The sequence below is a fragment of the Levilactobacillus enshiensis genome, from assembly GCF_007115095.1.
Lineage (GTDB): Bacteria > Bacillota > Bacilli > Lactobacillales > Lactobacillaceae > Levilactobacillus > Levilactobacillus enshiensis.
The window spans coordinates 89,794-108,972 of sequence record NZ_SULH01000002.1 but is presented as its reverse complement, the minus strand read 5'-3'; the positions used below and the strand labels follow the sequence as shown (position 1 = coordinate 108,972).

17 protein-coding genes are annotated in these 19,179 nt (G+C 48.7%); 10 read left to right on the top strand and 7 right to left on the bottom strand.

Annotation, left to right across the window (positions count from 1 at the left end):
• The first annotated feature begins 76 nt into the window (after positions 1 to 76).
• Complete coding sequence (locus FAY32_RS03090) at positions 77 to 562, top strand: hypothetical protein (protein WP_143462005.1); 486 nt, start codon at positions 77 to 79, stop codon at positions 560 to 562.
• 3 nt (positions 563 to 565) lie between these two features.
• Here the strand turns inward: FAY32_RS03090 and FAY32_RS03085 are convergent, their stop codons facing one another.
• Entirely contained in the window at positions 566 to 760 is a 195-nt protein-coding gene (locus FAY32_RS03085; RefSeq protein ID WP_143462004.1) for a hypothetical protein, read from the bottom strand.
• Positions 761 to 919: 159 nt separating this feature from the next.
• Complete coding sequence (locus FAY32_RS03080) at positions 920 to 1,198, bottom strand: hypothetical protein (protein ID WP_143462003.1); 279 nt, start codon at positions 1,196 to 1,198, stop codon at positions 920 to 922.
• 326 nt (positions 1,199 to 1,524) lie between these two features.
• On the opposite strand from FAY32_RS03080, the gene FAY32_RS03075 reads away from it, so the two are divergent.
• Both FAY32_RS03075 and FAY32_RS03070 read left to right on the top strand, forming a co-directional pair.
• Positions 1,525 to 2,352: a hypothetical protein gene (locus FAY32_RS03075; protein WP_143462002.1), complete on the top strand. Its 828-nt coding sequence runs from the start codon at positions 1,525 to 1,527 to the stop codon at positions 2,350 to 2,352.
• A 146-nt stretch (positions 2,353 to 2,498) separates the two neighbouring features.
• Entirely contained in the window at positions 2,499 to 3,302 is an 804-nt protein-coding gene (locus tag FAY32_RS03070; protein ID WP_143462001.1) for an aminoglycoside N(3)-acetyltransferase, read from the top strand.
• A gap of 131 nt (positions 3,303 to 3,433) precedes the next feature.
• Here the strand turns inward: FAY32_RS03070 and FAY32_RS03065 are convergent, their stop codons facing one another.
• Positions 3,434 to 4,606, bottom strand: coding sequence for an MFS transporter (locus FAY32_RS03065; RefSeq protein ID WP_143462000.1), 1,173 nt, complete (start codon positions 4,604 to 4,606; stop codon positions 3,434 to 3,436).
• Between the two features lie 247 nt (positions 4,607 to 4,853).
• Here FAY32_RS03065 and FAY32_RS14785 point away from each other — a divergent pair, with 247 nt between their 5' ends.
• Both FAY32_RS14785 and FAY32_RS03055 read left to right on the top strand, forming a co-directional pair.
• Positions 4,854 to 5,807: a hypothetical protein gene (locus FAY32_RS14785; RefSeq protein ID WP_191988138.1), complete on the top strand. Its 954-nt coding sequence runs from the start codon at positions 4,854 to 4,856 to the stop codon at positions 5,805 to 5,807.
• Positions 5,808 to 6,561: 754 nt separating this feature from the next.
• Positions 6,562 to 8,556, top strand: a complete 1,995-nt coding sequence (locus FAY32_RS03055) for a KUP/HAK/KT family potassium transporter (protein WP_143461999.1) — start codon at positions 6,562 to 6,564, stop codon at positions 8,554 to 8,556.
• Between the two features lie 134 nt (positions 8,557 to 8,690).
• On the opposite strand, the gene yjeM is transcribed toward FAY32_RS03055, so the two are convergent.
• Both yjeM and FAY32_RS03045 read right to left on the bottom strand, forming a co-directional pair.
• Positions 8,691 to 10,199 carry a glutamate/gamma-aminobutyrate family transporter YjeM gene (yjeM, locus tag FAY32_RS03050; RefSeq protein ID WP_143462135.1) on the bottom strand — a complete coding sequence of 503 codons (1,509 nt, stop codon included), beginning with the start codon at positions 10,197 to 10,199 and terminating at the stop codon, positions 8,691 to 8,693.
• Positions 10,200 to 10,240: 41 nt separating this feature from the next.
• Positions 10,241 to 11,656, bottom strand: a complete 1,416-nt coding sequence (locus FAY32_RS03045) for a C69 family dipeptidase (protein WP_143461998.1) — start codon at positions 11,654 to 11,656, stop codon at positions 10,241 to 10,243.
• Positions 11,657 to 11,935: 279 nt separating this feature from the next.
• Between FAY32_RS03045 and FAY32_RS03040 the strand changes: the two genes are divergently transcribed.
• From FAY32_RS03040 to glpK, 3 genes are all read left to right on the top strand, one after another.
• Positions 11,936 to 12,823, top strand: a complete 888-nt coding sequence (locus FAY32_RS03040; protein WP_143462134.1) for a YitT family protein — start codon at positions 11,936 to 11,938, stop codon at positions 12,821 to 12,823.
• Between the two features lie 72 nt (positions 12,824 to 12,895).
• Positions 12,896 to 13,084: a 2-hydroxymuconate tautomerase gene (locus FAY32_RS03035; protein WP_048736130.1), complete on the top strand. Its 189-nt coding sequence runs from the start codon at positions 12,896 to 12,898 to the stop codon at positions 13,082 to 13,084.
• 173 nt (positions 13,085 to 13,257) lie between these two features.
• Entirely contained in the window at positions 13,258 to 14,760 is a 1,503-nt protein-coding gene (glpK, locus tag FAY32_RS03030; protein WP_143461997.1) for a glycerol kinase GlpK, read from the top strand.
• Positions 14,761 to 14,860: 100 nt separating this feature from the next.
• Here glpK and FAY32_RS03025 read toward each other — a convergent pair whose 3' ends face one another.
• A complete protein-coding gene (locus FAY32_RS03025; RefSeq protein ID WP_143461996.1) occupies positions 14,861 to 15,376 on the bottom strand; it encodes a hypothetical protein in 516 nt (171 codons plus the stop codon).
• 141 nt (positions 15,377 to 15,517) lie between these two features.
• Between FAY32_RS03025 and FAY32_RS03020 the strand changes: the two genes are divergently transcribed.
• The gene (locus FAY32_RS03020; RefSeq protein ID WP_143461995.1) at positions 15,518 to 16,672 is read left to right on the top strand and encodes an ArgE/DapE family deacylase; all 1,155 of its coding nucleotides are present in this window, start codon (positions 15,518 to 15,520) and stop codon (positions 16,670 to 16,672) included.
• A 56-nt stretch (positions 16,673 to 16,728) separates the two neighbouring features.
• On the opposite strand, the gene FAY32_RS03015 is transcribed toward FAY32_RS03020, so the two are convergent.
• Entirely contained in the window at positions 16,729 to 17,541 is an 813-nt protein-coding gene (locus tag FAY32_RS03015; RefSeq protein ID WP_143461994.1) for a Cof-type HAD-IIB family hydrolase, read from the bottom strand.
• A gap of 217 nt (positions 17,542 to 17,758) precedes the next feature.
• On the opposite strand from FAY32_RS03015, the gene FAY32_RS03010 reads away from it, so the two are divergent.
• On the top strand, positions 17,759 to 19,117 hold the full coding sequence (locus FAY32_RS03010; protein ID WP_143461993.1) for an RsmB/NOP family class I SAM-dependent RNA methyltransferase: 1,359 nt from the start codon (positions 17,759 to 17,761) through the stop codon (positions 19,115 to 19,117).
• Positions 19,118 to 19,179 lie beyond the last annotated feature (62 nt).

Genomic DNA, 19,179 nt, shown 5'->3' with positions numbered 1-19,179 from the left:
TGATGATATAATAACAAACCGATGATATAATGACATAAAATAAATAGCAATTAACTAGAGAAGGAAGGCACTTCCCATGACAAAGTGGCGAACAGTTGGGCACTATCTCCTAACACTACTCAAAGGCGTGGTCATCATGCTGATTTTGCTAACCTGGGATCTGAAGCGCACGCGGATGGGGTGGACGATTCCCGTCACCGACTTCACTAGCTGGGTATTTCTGAGCTGGTTGCTCTGTTATCCGGCACTGCGAACTAAGTATCAAAGCCTCTATAGTAAAAATGGCGAGCGGTTTGAGACCTACAAGCATCGCGCACTGACCATGCATCGTCAGGATATGGGCAACAATCATGTGAAGCGCCGGTGGACACTGAATGGCGTGACCGCCAATCCGTGGGAATATACGACCGGAACTACCCAGAGTACCGATGAAATTCTCAATCCAGTCCTGATATTTGCTGAACACTTGTGGGCGACTTTTTTGCTGATCCTATTTGGACCACTACTAGCCGTGTTGGCTGGGGTGATGAAGGTAGCGTCTTTACTACGGTCCAGTCGTTAGAAGTTAGTGGACTGTTTTGACCAAGGTCTTGTGTAAGAAGGCCGTAAGCGCTTGAATAGCAGGTGCCGCAGTCGTCAAGCACATGATTGAAGTATCCGTTCGAATGAAATTGGTGGGCAGGGGAACCAGATTGTACTGACCAGCTGGTAAAGCAAGCTGTGCGATTCGCTGAGTGGTGATCGTCGTGGCATCTCCCATTTGCGCGACGACCTGAAGCGCAGTAGTGCCAGACTAATTATAATAAGTCGTAAAATGAGCCTTAGCGGCAGACTTGCGCTAAGACTCATTTTAGGTTGCCGATGGTTAAGGATTTCGTCAAAAAAGGACCAAGCCGAATGCACTTGGTCCTGGTAGCGATTAAGCAGTTAACCCCACAATCAAAAGAATTGTAAAGGCCGCTTGCAAGACCAGAATGCTGTAGCTTTCTGGCTCGCGATAGAGGTGATTAAGGAGCATGCCGCTGATGGTGATGCACGTTGACACCGCAAAAATAATGGCTAAGACTGTTCCCATGGGCGTCATCACGTTTGCTGGTGCTTTCACAATTAAGGCCACCGCCACAATCAGAAAGGCGTAAAAGTCCACCATCCCGATTCGAAACATACCCTTAAGGCTTGGCCGTAAAACACGATTCATTTTCCCCGCTTCTTTCCTTGAAACTGTTGGCCACTAGGCTGAGCTACTCCGAGGTAGCAACCAACGTTAAATTTAGATGAGAATTGGCATCTATAATTAAAATTATACTGTTATGGATTAATTTTTCAAGGGCGAATTTAATTGATTACGTTCATTAGTGTCTAATGGATTGTTTATGATAACAATCAGTTAGACAAAAATTAAGTGAAATTACAGTCCATTTGTGAGTGGCCTGGGAACTTGGGCAGGTCAATCAACTTTCGATGGTGTTTAGCATGGCTGTTGTTCAACTAGGGCTAAAATGAACAACATAGGGGGCGGATTTGATGAATCTTAAAATTCGAGGCTTATTAATTGGTGGCATTATTTTGGGCAGTCTGGGCTGGAGTGAAATGACGGCGTCGGCGACGTTCATTCAGCCGGAATATTCGGCGCGGCGGTCAAACTTATTTCGACTAGTATGGCGAAAGCCAATGGGGAGTTACAGCTATACCTTTGAAACCGGTGGGATGTATTCTAAACATATTGGGACGCTCTATACTTGGAGCGTGGAAGCGGATACGAACATCTTCTACACGGATGCACATGAAGAACTTTACAAGAAGGACATTAAGAAGAATGTCATTTATTATCACGTTAAAACTGCAGATGGCAAGTACAGTGGCTGGATTTGGCGGAAGAATTTGAAACCCATCAAAGCACCCACAATTGCGGTGGCGCGGAACTTGACTGTGGACGATATGGATTGGTCGTTAGCGCTGAGGTATGATGATGTGACGACTGATGAGGTTCAGATGATGAAGCTATTTCCAAAGACAATTTACAATAACGATACGATGCAGGTTGGCCAGCAGCTTTTAGATAGTCGCAACAATCTAGATTTAAAAAAGTCTGACGCGAAGACTTTGGCTGCGGAAGGCCAGTACTTAACTAGTGAACAGGTTCCATTTTCTGCGTTTAAGGTGATCAGCTTTGTGGCTAAGGATCCTGAGAATGTGGCTTCGGTGGATGCTGCACTGACAGCGGCGGGGTATCCTGCAAAGAATCGGGCACAGTTTGCAGGCTGGCACATTGGCGGTGACTTGGTGGGTTCAGACGATGACAATGAAGGAACTTTTCCAGGTGAAGGCGTTGTGGTGTTGACTAAGTCGTAAGGTTACGCAGTTATAAGGCCCTGTAAACTGGCTACAGGGCCTTTTGAGTCCAATTAAGAACGGCTGATGGAACAAAATTTGTTTAAAACAAAATTAGAGTTATAATAGGTTTTATCATTTAATTTTAATGTAGGAGACGACTGATTATGAGTAAACCGTACGGCAGACAAGATTTTCTAAAACAACTACAACGTGCAGGCATCGTGGCGGGCGATAGCGTGATGGTCCACACGTCGCTGAAAGCCTTTGACTGGATCACGGGGGACGGTCGGGCAGTCATTACCGCACTTTGTCAGGCAGTGGGACCATCCGGAAATGTGGTGATGCCCAGCCAGACCCCGGAACTATCGGATCCCTCGCTGTGGACGGAAGGGCCGGAACCGGCGGAAAATTGGCAGCCGATTCGGGACCGAACCATGGGCTACAGCAAACGGTTGACACCCGCCATCGGTCAAAGCGATGTGGTCGAACTCTTCCGTAACTACCCAGATGTTGCGCGCTCAGATAACCCCCTAGATTCCTTTACGGCGTGGGGGAGTCGCGCCCAATGGCTGACGACGGACACCACTTACGATTTTCCGTTCGGCGATGACGGGGTGCTGGGCAAGTTGTACGCGCTCCACGCCAAATTAGTCTTGATTGGGACTGACTTTGAAACGAATACGGCACTACATTTGGCCGAGACTCGACTCAATCGAAACATCAAAGTCATCGAAGAGACCGCACCAGTTGAGACGGGTGACTTTTTACACCCACAAAAGAAAATGGTGACCTTTAAGAATGTCGAGCTAGAGACCTACGATTTTCTGAAATTGGAACGTGAGTTTACGGCACAAGGTACGGGGATGGTCAGTGTCGATTTACCTAAGGGCAAGCTACGAGTGATCGACATGCGGCAATGTGTCGACTTTGCTGAAAAGAAGTTTAAGACGTATACCTATACAAGTTAGACAGGTTGCTGGGTAGTGACGCCATGTTTCTAGATTGACTGTCGACGCACTTCATTGCACAGCTAAAAACAAGCAAGCCATGGTGTTCGCCACCAAACCCTGCTTGTTTTTAGCTGCAATTTGCGGAAAGCTCAATCCGGCTCGCTGACCTTGACCCGTGAGAACAGGGCCAGTGTGAGTAACGCACAACCCGCACCGAGCAGATAAACGCCACCAACGCCGAGGCGAGCTGAAAAGACACCGCCCAGAACCATCCCCAGTGGCAGAGCAAGATTTGTTCCAGCCAACATCGCGCCGTTGACCCGGCCCAGAATATTCTTGGGGGTCGTGGTTTGAAGCAGGGTAAAGACCGCGACATTGATGGTGCCGGCACCGAGCCCGATGAGAAGCCGCATAGCTAGGGTCATGAGCACATTTGGCAACCAAACCATGGCGATAACGGCGAAGCTAACGACGCTTAGTGACAAGATCATTTTTTGCTTTAAAGGAATTTTTAGAGCCGCCGCTGCGATGTTGCCCAGAATAACGCCGATCATAAGGGCAATCTGCATGATGCCGTAAACGGTGCTGGTACTGTGAAGGTTTTGACGGACCCAGACAACGTTTAGGCTCATAATGGGACCCAGCGCGAGATTGATGACCAATGCCAGAGAAATAATCGCCCGTAGCAGTGGAGTCCGTTTGATGTATTGCATGCCGGTATACCAGCGGTCCGAGTCATCGGCAGCTGGCGGGGTCAGCACCTCGTGATGTTGATGGTGAACAATTGAAACGCAAATCAGTGAGACGCCAAAGGTGAGGGCATTGACCCACATGAAGTCCGCAAGGGAGAGCCAGACGATGAGGGTGCTGCCGACCAGGAGACCAATCATTTCAGAAATCATGCCGAACCCTTGATTAAGTCCGTTGGCTTTGGCGAGGGCTTCCTTAGCTACGATTTGCGGAATTAAAGTGTTTTCAGCGGGACCAAAGAAGGTGCCGACGATTCGAGTGAAAAATAATATCAAAATGAACGGTATTAGGGTGATGGTACGGTGGCCGTAAATGACAGCGGCGGTGACCATAATGATAATTTGAAAAGTATCGACTAGCCGCATGACCTGAGTTTTGACGTATTTATCCGCGACAAAGCCGGTCACTAAGCTCATCAGGACTAGTAGGCTAAAAGCCCCCGAAATGATGCCGACTAAAAACGAACTCTTGGTCAGACTGTAAAGATACCAATCGATGGCGATACCAAATAGATTGTCACCCAGGTCGGACACCGTTTCACCGGCTAGCAGAATATAGAAGATGTGGTTCATAGACAGGACTCCTTGTGATTCGATTGGGGCTGAGTATAGGTCATCGTGAAGTTGACAGATGCGATTGGTGACTTGGTAAGTTCGGTGCGCTTGTTTGACGGATGGTCTAGATTGGCAGCTAAAGGTTAGTTGAGAAAAAGTTGCAACGCCACTTCGGCCAGAATTTTTCAGGATAGGTTAAACTGAATGTTATGGTAAGCATTGGTGAATAGTGATATTCTGGGTGGAGATAGGGGAGTTGACCACCATGAAAAAGATTAAATTTGTTCAAGGACTAATTGCTATGGGTGTTGGTGTTGCTATGTTGGGGAGTATACCTATTGCAGCATCGGCTAATAGCCAGTATTCAGCGACTAGATCTAATTCGGTTCGGTTAGTGTGGCGTAAAAGTATGGGGCAACATGCCTACACGGCAACAACGGGGGCTCGGTATTCGCAACATTTAGGCGTGCGTTACGGGAGTAATCAGGCGACTGCTCAGATGGTATGGTACACGGATGCGCATGAGAAATTGTATCAAAAGAACAAGGGAAATTCGGCAATTTACTACCACGTTAAGAGCGCAGATGGTACCCAACAAGGCTGGATTTGGCGGGGATATTTAAAGCCGACAAGTTCAAAGGTCGACGCGACTAGTAAAAAGACAAGTGCGGTTGCCGACAACAGTGTCACCTTGCAAAATGCAAAGACGTCTGCTGGCTATGCCAATGCTATTCAAACAGAGTCACAATATCGGTTAGCCAAGGCGGTCTGGACGCTTTTCCCAGGAACTAAAGTCAACTTGTGGTTGTCCCAACATGTTGCCAATTGCGACCAGACCGATATTTTAAAATCAAAGCCAATGACAGAGATGGATAAGATTTCGGTGAAGTCATTGAAAAACTTCTACGTTCAAAATGGCGTGATTGACCCCGCCGCAACGCAGTATTGGCTTTTGAGTGCCAGATCAAAAGCATTTGCCACGACACAGAATCAGCCAGTCAGCCAACGCATTAAGGTGATTAAACAAGCTATGGATAATGACGGCATGACGGCGGCCAAGCGAGCATCGTTCAATGGCTGGTACATTGGCATCAACGTAGCGGACTCAAGTCCAATCAATGGCAGCAATCCGAATACTGATCCGGAGAATCTCTATATGTGGACATATGGTGTCTTTCTGGCACCGGAAAGTAGTTTTCAGAGCGTTAACAATAGGTAGTGGTAAGCAAAATTCATTCAAGGAACTAGGCGCACAAAGTCTGAAAGTTGCGTAGTAATTAAAATAACCTTTGACAAATGAATAATCATCGTGTATAGTTATCTATTAGAGTTTAAGAGATGCTAATAACGTGATTCAGAGAGATTGGTTAGCAAGCCGGAGTTTCTTAGATTTTAAAATGGTCCGCCCGTTCAGAGGAACGGGGGGCCATTTTTTTATGCGGGAGAAGGGAAGACTTTTGACATTATTCAGGATGAAACGTTGGTTTTAATAGAATTGTTTACAGTAAATACATTATTCCTCTAATTTAGTTTATGGGTGATATTTTAAAGATTGTTAATTTGAAATTGCTGAGGTATGCTAAAGAAGCAAGTTAAATAAAAATGGACTATTCTGAAAAGTAGAACCCTGTTGTGACGGCGTTTCTTTAGTGTATTCCCCACAGGTGTGGGGGTGATCCTCAACCATTGTCGTTGCTGCTCAATTGTAATATGTATTCCTCACAGGTGTGAGGGTGACTTCAAAATCAAATTGATGGCTCAAATCGTAGCTGGGTGTTCCTTCCAGATATGCAGTTAAAAAATCATTTTGTTTCTTCAACCCTAGGTAGTGTCTGCCACAAAAACAGCAGGCACTATTTTTCGCCTTATCCGCTAATTCGGTTAGTGACTTACTCAATCACGGGTGGTTAGTTGGGGTTTTGGTGGAAAATGCCTATGATGGTCTCCAGTAGTAAGGGATGGGGGCTAGACTTATGAGAACCACGACGCGGGCATTGTCTGGTGTGGGGATGTTGATCACATTGGGGATTGTGTACGGGGATATTGGGACGTCACCGCTGTACGTCATGAACGCCATTATTGACCAAACGGGACGACAAACGTTAGCGGCGACACCGATCATGTTGGGCAGTATCTCGTTGATTTTTTGGACGTTGATGCTGATTACGACCGTGAAATATATTCTATTGGCCATGCGTGCCGATAACCGTAATGAGGGTGGCATTTTTGCCTTGTATGCATTAGTACGACCACACGCCAATTGGTTGATTGTACCAGCACTGATTGGTGGTGCAGCGCTCCTTGCTGATGGCACATTGACGCCAGCAGTGACGGTGACTTCGGCGATTGAGGGGTTAAAGGGGCAAACTTTGGGCCCCGTTCACTTTAGCAGTGCGCAAAGTTGGGTTCTGTTGGTCGTTACGGGTATTCTCCTGGGCCTTTTTTTAATTCAACGATTTGGGACGGAGCGTGTCGGCCGGTCGTTTGGTCCGTTGATGCTGTTGTGGTTTGGTTTTATTGGTCTTGTGGGTCTCATCAACCTGGTCCGCGTTCCGGGAATGCTACGGGCATTATCACCACTTTATGCGGTGCAATTTCTCTTTAGTCCAATCAATCATCAGGGCATCTTTATTCTGGGAAGTATCTTTCTGGCAACGACGGGGGCTGAGGCGTTGTATTCGGACATGGGACAGGTCGGTCGCCCCAACATCTACGGCACCTGGCCGTTCGTTTACGCCATGCTCATGCTCAGCTACCTGGGGCAAGGTGCCTGGGTGGTCCGCCACAGTGCCCAGCTAGCCACTACGCATCCGGTGAATCCATTCTATGCCATGGTTCCAGCAAGTTGGCAGTGGTTTGCCATTTTGATTGCGACGATTGCTGCCATTATTGCCTCACAGGCGCTGATCACCGGGTCGTACACGCTGGTTCACGAAGCCATGGGGCTGAAATTGTTGCCCCGACTGCGCATTAAATTTCCTGGAAACGTCAAGAGCCAGCTTTACATTACAACCGTTAACTGGTTACTGTGCGTGGTAACATTGAGCATCGTTTGGTATTTTCGGACGTCGAGCAACATGGAGGCAGCTTACGGTTTGGCAATTACGGTGACCATGTTGATGACAACGTTGCTGCTGCATGCCTTTCTGATTCAACGCCACCATCAACGCTTAGCCTGGCTCTATGTGATTAGTTTTGGTCTGCTGGAAGGTCTATTCTTGCTAGCCAGTCTGGCAAAATTTGTGCACGGTGGGTATGTGACCCTGTTGATCACATTAGTTATTTTGACAGTCATGGTCTTCTGGTACGCAGGTAATCGCCGCCGTGATGCGCACTTGGAGGCAACCGAGGATGTCTCGCTGTTGGACTTTGTGCCGCAGCTGGAACGATTGAGTGACGATGATCAGGTGCCAACGTTTGCGACAAACTTGGTCTACATCACGCCAGTCTCCAGCAATTACCAGATCAAGCGGGCCGTCATCTACTCCATCTTGGATCAGCAGCCGAAGCGTGCCCGGGTCTACTGGTTCGTCACGGTCAATGAGACGGACACGCCCAATGAGTGCGCCTACACGGTAAACACACTGGGGACTAGCAACGTGATGGATGTGCAACTCTATCTGGGGTTCAAAAAGCCACAGCGTCTGAACGTCTATTTGCGGCAGATCGTCAATGACCTGTTAAATGAGGGCGTATTGGTCGACCAGACACCGCGCTATTCCAGCATACCAGCCCGCCGCGTTGGTAATTTTAAATTCGTTATGTTGAATCAGCAGTTTCAAGACCTCGGTGTTCAGGGCGACTTGCCGCCATTGGATCGCTTACTGATTGGCGGTCGGCTCTTATTGCAGCGAATCACGTTGTCTCCCCAGCGCTGGTATGGATTGGAATTTAGCGATGTGGTCGAAGAAAAGGTGCCACTGTTTATTGGTCAGCAGCCGGATCGGACGTTACGCCGGCAACGATAAAAAATAGAAATACCCCAGCACCACCATCAACGTATGGCGGACTGGGGTATTTCTGCTGTCTGGCTAACAAAAAAAGGAAGCCCCAAAATTCAGGCTTCCTCTTAATCTGTAACTGACTAATTTAACAAATAAACCTAATTTTCGTTAGAAGCGACTTCTTCAGCCGAACGCTTTTGCGCGTTGTGGTAGAAGATCCAAGCAACGGCCCCGAAGAAAATTGGGCCGATAATCGTCCAGAAGGCGGTCATGTAGTCGTGTTCCATAATTGGTTCTAGGCAGGTGAACCCAATCCCACCAATCAGGATGACTAAGACAACTGTTACCACCGTATTCGTGAACGCCCGATTCTTGTAAACGACAAATGGCCGTTCCAAGTCTTGACGACGTTTAAAGAATGGAAATGCACCGATCAAGAACAGGTAAGGGAAGGAGGTGGAAACGTTCCCCATATCAGTTAAGATCAGATAGAATTTATTAGCTGCGGAACCCCCAAAGGCAACCAAGAAGATGAAGGCAGCGACCACGATGGCTTGTAGCCACATGGAGTAGGCTGGCATCCCAACTTTATTTAACTTCGTCATCTTCTTAGGCCATAGTTTTGGTGAGGAACCCAAGATGAAGGACTTTAATGGGGAGTAAACCAGCACAAAGAAGGACCCCAAGTAGGCCATGAACATACTCAATCCAGTTAGCCGAGCTAACCAGTGACCAATCGTTGCGGAAGTCACGGCACTTAAGCCCATGGCTTTTCCTAAGACCAATCCCAAGTTGTTCATCAAAACATAAGTAATATTACCTAAGTTGACTTGGTTCTTACCTAAGACGCTACTCCAATTGGTGCTGATTCCCCATAGGAAAATCGACAGGGAGTACATGATGGTGATCGCAATCGTCGAAATGATCAGTCCCTTGGGGAAAGTCTTTTCGGGTTTGTCCATACTGTCCGTAATTCCACCCATGGATTCCATACCGGCGTAAGCAAAGACCGCGTACGTCACGAAGGACATCAGCGCCATTGGTGACGAGAACTGGGGATTAGGTGAGGCGATAAAGCTGTGAATCCCGTTGATAGGCTCTGCTAATTGACCGTGGTTTAGGATGACAATCACAATGCTGGCGACGAAGAACAGCGCCGTCAGGAACATCACGAAGATTCCGCCCAATGAAGAAATCTTAGCAATAGAGCTCACACCGCGCGTTGCAAAGAACGTGACAGCCAAGATCCAGAAGATCCCGAGTAACCCAACCGTTTGGGTTGAACTCAACCCTAAGATTGACCAGGTCTGTGTTTGATCGCTTCCGGAAATTAAAGTGGAAAGTGGAATCCAAACTTTCGTTGAGGTCGATAACATCCAGATAATCCAGGATGATAGCCAGATAAAAGTCCCAATGAAGGCCCATTTTTCACCGATTGAACCGGCTAACCAGGAGTAAATGCCCCCCTTAGCCTCTTTAAAAGCTGACCCGTATTCTGCTAGCATCATGGCACTAGGCAAGAAGAATAATAAGGCAGCGAGAACGTACCAAATGATACTTGCATATCCCATTTGGTCATAGGCGACCGTCGTGTTGGCGAAGCCGTAAATGGCCGTAAAGATCATCAAGATTAAACTGAATAGTTTAATCTTTTTCTGGTTTTCCATTGTTTTATCTCCCATTTATTGGTGAAGTCATTCACCGTTGATTATAAATTGAGGTCTTGTTGATAATTTAAAGGTCCAAGATCGGTGGCCTGTGTAATCAAAGTTGCTGCCAACTCGCGGTAACGCCGAATTCCCAATGCAGCGTTTGCGGTGGCTTGTTGTGTTAAATAATGGCTAAGTTCTGGTCCCGTCAATTGTGCAGCCACCGCATCTGTGTGCTGGATAGACTGTTTAAAGGCAATCCGCAATTCCTTTTGCACGGCGCTCACAACTGGCCAAGCTTCGTGGTAGTGCGCATCTAATAAGACACTGACTAATTTGTAGACCCAATAGGCCGATTCTGCATCGTAAGTGGCAGCGCCCAAATGATAGGCAGCGGGCGTTTCATCGATACCAGCATAGAAGGGAACGTAGACACTTTGCGCGGCGACCCCCATCGCTAGCCACTGAATGCCGGCTAATGCGGGGTCCATGTTTGGCCGGAGCTGCAAGACGTGTGATTCTTGAGTCTTAGCCAGACTAATTGGCCGGAAACGGTGTTTTTGTTCGTCCGTGCCCGCACCGACAGGGTCATATGGCGTTTCCTCGAAGTGACTGCTCAAGAAGGCTTGGGCGTCATCCACAGCCAATAAATGGTCGGCGTACTGAATAAATGGTAGCGTGAAGGATTGGGGTTCCTGATGGACGTCAGGCGTCAACACATGCTGCCCGTACCAGACCCGTGGGGTGTTGTAGTAGAGGTCGGATTGATCCTGAGTGCCAAAAATTTCCCGCCAAATGAACCGATCGCTGTGCGGGTTCAAATGATTATCGGCAACGAATTCTTGTAAATGACGAGCGAACATGAAGTTAGTCGGATCGTTGAAATCAACGGCTTGAATGGCCATCTGATTCGCAATCACGGCGTAGCCATTGTCCGGAATCCGTTGGGCGACCCAATAGTGGCCAGCACCAGTTTCTAGGTACCAAGCTTCCTGTTGGTCGGCAAAGAGAATGCCGTTAGACTCGCTAGTTCCGTACAGTTCGACGAGTTGGCCAAGCCGCGCAACCCCTTCACGCGCAGTCTTCACGTAAGGCAAGACGACGGTGACCATGGCTTCTTCACCGATACCAGCCTTGACTAAAGGATCGGCACCTAATACCCGTTCATTAGAATAGGTACTTTCAGTTGCGCTCATCGCCACGCCATATTCGTTGAACCCGTCTTCCTCGAACAGACCGTACTTGTCGGTCCATTCAGGGGTCGCCGTATATTTCGCAGCGTGCGCGGGCAAGGGCATGGTAAAGCCGTTGTCGGTGCTGACGAATTGTTGCGGGGTGGTGGCTGTTTGAGCAGGGTGAACAACAAAATGTTTGGGCCAAGCAGCCTTGGCATCTTCGTTGCGGCCGATGATGACCGAACCATCCATGGTGGCCTTGGCCCCAATTAAAATGCTTGTACAAGCGGAATAGTTCATGGGAGCACTCCTTTCTCATTTTTTGAATAAAATTACAACTTCCATTCTAGCATGTTTGCTGGAATGGCGAACTCATTTCGGGACAACTTTAATTATTTTGTTTATTATTCTCATAAAAGTAAATATTTATACATCATTATGCGGAAAATAGTGTATCCTTAGCTAACAAGGTCACAGATAAAATGAACGCCAGTCGTGTACTTCCGCTAGTCATCGGTGGTCCGATGTGGTTAAATGATGAAAGCGGATTATTCGAGAAAGAGGCGAAAAATGAGAATTATGTTAGAAAATAAGCGTGAGGTGGGAAAACACCTCCTAATTATGATTGGGTCGGCGGCCATTACGGCGCTCGCCCTAAACGAATTCTTGGTACCAGGGAAGATTTTTAGTGCCGGCATTAACGGTATCTCACAGATTATCGCGACGCTGCTACAGATGGGCGGCATTCACCTGAGTACCGGGTGGTTTATCCTCCTGTTTAACGTTCCCATCGGGATTTTAGGGTGGTTCAAGGTTGGCCGCGGCTTTACGATCTATTCGATTTTCGTGGCGGTTTTGACATCCATCTTAGCCATTGTGATTCCGGTCAATAACATCTCGAATAACCCGTTGCTGGCAGCACTGTTTGGCGGGATTCTGACTGGTGTTGGGGTGGCTTACCCGCTGAAAAATGGGTTTTCGACCGGCGGAATGGATATCATTGCCGTGGTTCTTGAACAGACGACTGGGAGAACGATTGGCACGCTCATGATGATGATTAATTTTAGCATCGTCATCTTGGCAGGTTTCTTATTTGGCTGGCCGAGTGCTTTATACACGATCATTTCAATTTATGCAATGTCGCGGGTAGTTGATAGCATTCACACCGGTCATCAAAAGCTGACGGCCTTTATCGTCACGACACAGCAGGATGCCGTGATCAGTGAGTTAAATAAGACGTTGATTCGTGGGATTACGGTGATGCCCTCATTTGGTGCGTATACCCGCAAGGACAGTGTGGTTCTGATGACCGTTATTTCGCGGTATGAACTTTATGCATTAGAACACGCGGTCAAGAGTATCGACCCTAATGCCTTCGTGAACTTGGTCAGCACCGTGGACATTGAAGGAAACTTCTATAATGAGCGGGAACAGTTGAAGTTGAAGCAAACCACTGAACAAAAATAGGTAGGGGAATTGCCCCAACTGGTAGGAACCGGTATAATAACACTATTCACATAGAGAAGGGATCGAATTTAAATGCCAATTGTCAACATTGATTTAATCGCTGGTCGTTCACAAGACCAACTCAAAGCCTTAGTCCAAGACGTGACCGCTGCAGTGACCAAGAATACGGGTGCCCCAGCTGAACACGTCCACGTCATCTTACGCGAAATGCAACCCAACCGTTACGGTGTGGCCGGCGTTTTGAAGAGCGACGAAAAGTAAATTTTACAGAAAAACTTATAAACCGCCACCAACCCGACTATTTCGCCGTTGGTGGCGGTTTCATTTATAAAAAGAATTGGCGTAGCCGTCACTTTTAGGTATACTAGTAACAAGTGCGACATCACGGCAGAATGTGGCCGTTGCTAACGAACGAATGAATGGAGAGTCGAACGATGAATGATCAACAATACATGATGGCAATTGACGAAGGGACGACGAGTACCCGGGCTATTTTATTCGACCGGCACGGCCAAATTGCGGGACAGGCACAACGGGAGTTTCACCAGTATTTCCCGCAACCAGGTTGGGTCGAACATGACGCCAACGAAATTTGGAACGCGGTGCAATCCGTCATTTCCGATGCCCTGATTGATTCGGATGTTCAACCGTACAAGGTTCGGGGAATCGGAATTACCAATCAACGGGAAACCACAATCATCTGGGACAAGAAGACCGGCGAACCCATTTATCACGCGGTGGTTTGGCAATCCAAGCAGACTAGTGAGATTGCCGATCAATTAAAGGCCGATGGCTACGCGGATGCCATTCACGAGAAGACCGGGTTGGTCATTGACTCCTACTTCTCCGCAACCAAGATTCGCTGGATCTTGGATCACGTGCCGGGGGCCCAAGAACGCGCAGAACAGGGCGAATTGCTCTTTGGGACCATCGACACTTGGATTCTCTGGAAGCTGACGGGTGGCCGAGTTCACGCGACCGACTACACTAATGCCAGCCGGACCATGCTGTACAACATTCATGATTTAAAATGGGATCACGATATTCTGGACTGGTTGAATATTCCAGCCGCCTTGTTGCCAGAAGTGCATTCCTCATCCGAAATTTACGGCTACACCGCGGGTTACACGTTCTCCGGGGTTCAAGTACCAATTGCCGGCATTGCTGGTGACCAACAGGCCGCCTTGTTTGGACAGACGGCCTTTGACAAAGGGATGATCAAGAATACCTACGGGACTGGGGCCTTTATCGTGATGAATACCGGTGAAGAACCTACGTTATCCCATAATGGATTGCTGACCACGATTGCCTATGGCCTCAATAATAAGGTAACCTATGCGTTGGAAGGATCAATCTTCGTGGCTGGTTCCGCCGTCCAGTGGTTACGTGACGGGATGCGTTTCTTCGAGCATGCCAGTGAATCGGAAAAAATGGCCGTTGATGCACAAACGACCGGTGACGTCTACGTGGTGCCCGCCTTTACCGGGCTGGGTGCACCGTACTGGAACCAGGAGACGCGGGGCGCTGTCTTTGGACTGACCCGTGGAACGACGCGTGAGCAGTTCATTCGGGCCACAATCGAAGCAATTGCCTACCAGACGCGAGACGTGGTCGATACCATGACCGAAGAGACCGGGCTGGACTTACAATCGCTGAGTGTTGACGGGGGCGCTGCCAACAACAATTTCTTAATGCAGTTCCAAGCTGATATCTTGAACACACCGATCAAACGGGCAGCCATCAACGAAACAACGGCCTTGGGTGCGGCTTACCTCGCCGGCCTCGCCGTTGGTTTCTGGCCCGACATGGCAACGATTCGGCAGATGCACGAGTCGCGTGACGAATTCATTCCGCAGATGGATGAAGCGAAGCGCCAGCACTGTTACGCCGGCTGGCAAGCGGCCATCAAGGCAACGCAGGCCTTCCATCAAGAATAACTCAAGTGTAACTGACAAAAATCCCTTAGCACATGCTAGGGGATTTTTTATTAGGACTGTATTGAAGCTGACCGTGTTCCGTTTGCGTTGGGACTAAAGTTTATTTGGCCAGCAGGTCTTGAATTGCCGCGTATTTGGGTTGCCAGTCAATCTCGTGGTAACTGAGACAGGGCTGCTGGAGAAGATGGGTCAGTAGGTCATGTTGATTTGGCTTATTCAGGAAAAAGTAGGCACGGGGCGCTGTAAATTTAGGGTCGATTTGTCGAAGCTGTGCGCGCGAGAGTTGGGGGAAGGTAGCCACAGCCTTAATGGGTAACGCCACGCCTTGGTCGGCCAGATAGGTGGTCAGATTAGTTGCCGGGTCGCCCTGAAGTCGCGCCCCAATCTGAATCAGGTCTGGGGTTGGCCGGGTGATGGGGGAATCAAAGGTTAAGAATAGCTGTAAGCCACCAGCTGGGCCGGTCGTGTAGACGAAGGCTTGGAATGGGTGTTGGAAGAACCGCCGGCGGTATTCGATAATCTTACGTCCAGCCAGAATATCTGCTGTTGGTTGGGGGTGCAGTGACATGAGCAAAGTGGGAAGCTGTGGATTGTCGTAAGCTTGAATTCGGGTCATTGACAAAATCTCCTTTACGAGTAAGTAGAGTGGGCGAATTGAAGGTAAGGTATTTGGCGGATACTAATGATATATATAGGGATGATACGTGAAGCCCCTTACAAACTGCAGTATACTATGTCCTAAAAGGAGGAATCAATGATGGCAGTCTTTACGGATCAGCAGAAAGTTGAGCTATTACGTGATTTAGTGGCGATTCATTCGGTCAACGGTAACGAAATTGAGGTGGCCCAATACTTGCAAAAGTTGTTGGGACAACACCATATTCAGGCGAAACTAATTCCCCTCAGTGAGGGACGAACCAATTTGCTCGCTGAAATTGGTCAAGGAGACCCCGTTTTAGGTGTTTCCGGCCATCTAGATGTCGTGGATCCAGGCGACACAGATCAGTGGCACAGTGATCCTTTTAAGCTGACTGAACGTGATGGTCGGTTATATGGTCGGGGCGCCAACGACATGAAGTCCGGATTAGCCGCCCTGGTGATTGCCTTGATCGAATTGCATGCGGCAGGTCAACCGCAGCATGGCCGGATTCGACTCATGGCGACTGTGGGGGAAGAAGTTGGTGAGCTTGGGTCGGCTGCGTTCTTTGAGCAGGGCGCCATGGACGATGTTGATGCGCTACTGATCGGTGAGCCCACCGGCTATCATATTTTTTACGCGCACAAGGGATCCATGGACATTCGGCTGTCGTCTCAAGGTCAGGCGGCACACAGTTCGATGCCAGAGCTAGGTGCTAATGCCATTGATCCATTGCTGGCCATCTTAACGCAAGCCAATACGGCTTTTCGGGACAGCGACCGAGCCAATGACTTACTGGGTCAGTTAACCTTTAATACGACCGTTATCCATGGTGGCGAACAGGTCAATTCGATTCCCGCGACCGCTACGGCCGAAATGAACGTGCGGACGATTCCTGAATTTGATAACGCTGCCGTCATCGCGACACTCCAAAATCTGGTTGATCAGCAGAATGATCAGGGGGCCCAGGTGACCATGGACGTTTTCATGTCCCAATGGCCAGTGGAAGAACCACAAGATACGCCTTTGAGTAACTTGGCCGCTAGCGTTGGCGAGTCCTTCGCCGGGGAACCAATTTCTAAACTTGCGTTACCGGCTGTGACGGATGCGTCAAACTTATTGAAGAAAAAGGGTCACGAGTTCCCATTTGTCGTCTTTGGTCCTGGTAATGAATCTGCCCACCAAATCGATGAATATGTTGATCGAAAGATGTTCTTAGACTTTACGATGCTGTACCAGAAACTGTTTGTCACTTACCTGCAGCAGGAAAATTAATCTGAAAAAAATGCCGATAATCCTCAAGTTTCCTGAGGGCTATCGGCATTCGTCGTTTATTCAGCTAATTTCAAATAATCTTGCAGGTAACTAGCCAAGCCGTCATGGTCATTGTCCAACGGCGTAATATCGTTAGCTAACCCTTTGATGGTTGGCGTAGCGTTTTGCATGGCAACGCCCCAACCGGCATAGTCGATCATAGCGGAGTCATTATGCTCGTCCCCAAAGGCCACGATATTTTTACGTTCGACGTGGAAATGGTGGGCGAGGACCTCAACCCCGGTGGCCTTTTGCACGCCCTTGACGCCAAGTTCAACGACGGAATTTGGACCACCCCAAGGCGCTGCATCGACAATATCGCCGAAGTTGTGCTTGAGGTAGCTCAACAAGTGTTCTTGATGGCTGCGTTCAACGGCAACCGTCAAACTGGTGGGGTTTTCCTGCAATGTTTTTTGATTAAGAATCTGATTGCTCTGCAGAACAGGTGGGAAGAAGCCGACTTCGACGGGGTGGTCACGGACGGCAAGGAACATATGCTTACCTTCCGCCGCAATCATGTCGATACCAAGTTCCTCACGGTGTTGCAGGAGGTCGTACGCAACTTCCTTATTGATGGTGTATTGGTATTCGTCTTGCCAGTGATGGTGGGGGATGTGCCCCAGGCTACCGTTGAAATTAATCATCGGCCCGTCCAGGTTCAACTCGTCGTAAATACCTTCGGAAATTCGGTTGGGTCGCCCCGTTACAATACTGACAATGTGACCAGCTTGTCGAGCTTGAGCCAACACCGCTTTGGTTTTAGGAGAGAGTTGGGCGGCCGAGTTCAGGGTCGTCCCATCCAGATCGATGGCAATTAATTTTCGTTCCATAGAGAACACCTCACAATTTTATTTATGGTTTAAGTTTTCTGAAAAGAAGCTAGCCTGTATAATTTACCATAGTTACGGTGAAAATGCGACTATTCCCCTTTACCGGGTAGAGACTCCTTATAAAAACGCGTATAATAAACGAGGCAAAACGGGGATAACTCGCTATAAATGTAAGATACAAATAATTAATTGTAACTAACAAGATGGAGGAATAACGGTGAATTTACCTGATGACTTTATAACCAAGTATCGACGCTTATTAGGGGCAGAAGCGGATGATTTTTTGGCCAGTTTTGATACGCCCAGTACTGCTGGCTATCGGGTCAATCCCGCCCATCATGATTTACCAGCAACCATAACGGAGACGCCGGCGGTGCCTTATGCGAAATTTGGCCATTACGGAACGGTCAGTGGACGAAGCCTGATGCACCAAAGTGGCGCCGTTTATAGCCAGGAACCGAGTGCAATGTTCGTCGGAGCCACGGCTGCACCACAAGCTGGTGAACGGGTCTTGGACCTCTGTGCGGCACCGGGTGGGAAGACAACGCATCTGGCCAGTTACCTGCGCGGGACCGGCTTGCTGGTCACTAACGAGATCAATCGGAAACGGGTAAAGGTTCTAGCTGAAAATGTAGAACGGTTCGGCGTCAAGGCGGCCATCATCTTAAACGATTCGCCCGACCGCCTCAGTCCCGTCTTTCCCGATTACTTTGATAAGGTCCTGGTTGATGCACCATGTTCTGGTGAGGGCATGTTTCGGAAAGATCCAGACGCGATGTCTTACTGGTCATTAGATTACGTTGCCGACTGTGCGACGCGCCAACGGGAAATCCTGACGGAAGCCGTTAAAATGGTGAAGCCGGGAGGACAACTGATCTATTCGACCTGCACGTTTGCCCCTGAGGAAGATGAACAAATGATGGCGTGGGTTCTGAAAACATTCCCTGACTTTCATTTAGTTCCCGTTACTAAGGCTGGGGGGGTCGTGGATGCTCGGCCGGAATGGGCAGATGGTAATCCAGAACTCGCCAAGGCAGCCCGATTATTCCCGCACCTGATGCAAGGGGAAGGCCACTTTGTTGCAAAGTTGCAACGTGATGCCGGCGAGGCACAGCCGCCACGGCGACAGGCTAAATTAGGGACACCGTTAACTAGCGACCAGCGAAAACTGTGGCAGGACTTTGCGCAGGCCGTGCTGGGACATGCGGTTGCCGGGCAACTGATTACCGTTAAGGATCAGCTCTTTGCTGTCCCCGACGAGTTGCCCGACTTAAAGAAGGCCCATCTCTTTCGGCCAGGGTTACATCTGGGCACGTTTAAGAAGAATCGGTTTGAGCCAGCCTACGCCTTAGCCTTAGCTAGTGCGGATGAGCCAGCGAGCCAGGCACTGGCTATCACTGATGAGCAGTGGCGCGCTTGGGTTCACGGTGAAACGTTGACGTTAGCCACGGCACCGGCCAAGGGGTGGTACCTGTTGACCTGTGATCACCAGCCAGTTGGGTTTGGGAAAGTCGTGGGTCAGACCGTGAAGAATTTCTTCCCTAAGGGGTTGCGGTTCACGGTTTATGATGATTAGAAACGATTGTTACTAGCAAGAAGTTGTTATAATAAGGTTAGTTAATCTAAAAACGCCATCGG

Excerpts from the sequence above, each read along its gene's own strand:
- FAY32_RS03070 (WP_143462001.1), top strand. The coding sequence starts at position 2,499 with ATGAGTAAACCGTACGGCAGACAAGATTTTCTAAAACAACTACAACGT.
- glpK (WP_143461997.1), top strand. The coding sequence starts at position 13,258 with ATGAATGATCAACAATACATGATGGCAATTGACGAAGGGACGACGAGT.
- FAY32_RS03055 (WP_143461999.1), top strand. The coding sequence starts at position 6,562 with ATGAGAACCACGACGCGGGCATTGTCTGGTGTGGGGATGTTGATCACA.
- FAY32_RS03040 (WP_143462134.1), top strand. The coding sequence starts at position 11,936 with ATGTTAGAAAATAAGCGTGAGGTGGGAAAACACCTCCTAATTATGATT.
- FAY32_RS03080 (WP_143462003.1), bottom strand. The coding sequence starts at position 1,198 with ATGAATCGTGTTTTACGGCCAAGCCTTAAGGGTATGTTTCGAATCGGG.
- FAY32_RS03065 (WP_143462000.1), bottom strand. The coding sequence starts at position 4,606 with ATGAACCACATCTTCTATATTCTGCTAGCCGGTGAAACGGTGTCCGAC.
- FAY32_RS03015 (WP_143461994.1), bottom strand. The coding sequence starts at position 17,541 with ATGGAACGAAAATTAATTGCCATCGATCTGGATGGGACGACCCTGAAC.
- FAY32_RS03085 (WP_143462004.1), bottom strand. The coding sequence starts at position 760 with ATGGGAGATGCCACGACGATCACCACTCAGCGAATCGCACAGCTTGCT.
- FAY32_RS14785 (WP_191988138.1), top strand. The coding sequence starts at position 4,854 with ATGAAAAAGATTAAATTTGTTCAAGGACTAATTGCTATGGGTGTTGGT.
- FAY32_RS03025 (WP_143461996.1), bottom strand. The coding sequence starts at position 15,376 with ATGACCCGAATTCAAGCTTACGACAATCCACAGCTTCCCACTTTGCTC.
- yjeM (WP_143462135.1), bottom strand. The coding sequence starts at position 10,199 with ATGGAAAACCAGAAAAAGATTAAACTATTCAGTTTAATCTTGATGATC.
- FAY32_RS03090 (WP_143462005.1), top strand. The coding sequence starts at position 77 with ATGACAAAGTGGCGAACAGTTGGGCACTATCTCCTAACACTACTCAAA.
- FAY32_RS03035 (WP_048736130.1), top strand. The coding sequence starts at position 12,896 with ATGCCAATTGTCAACATTGATTTAATCGCTGGTCGTTCACAAGACCAA.
- FAY32_RS03045 (WP_143461998.1), bottom strand. The coding sequence starts at position 11,656 with ATGAACTATTCCGCTTGTACAAGCATTTTAATTGGGGCCAAGGCCACC.
- FAY32_RS03075 (WP_143462002.1), top strand. The coding sequence starts at position 1,525 with ATGAATCTTAAAATTCGAGGCTTATTAATTGGTGGCATTATTTTGGGC.
- FAY32_RS03020 (WP_143461995.1), top strand. The coding sequence starts at position 15,518 with ATGGCAGTCTTTACGGATCAGCAGAAAGTTGAGCTATTACGTGATTTA.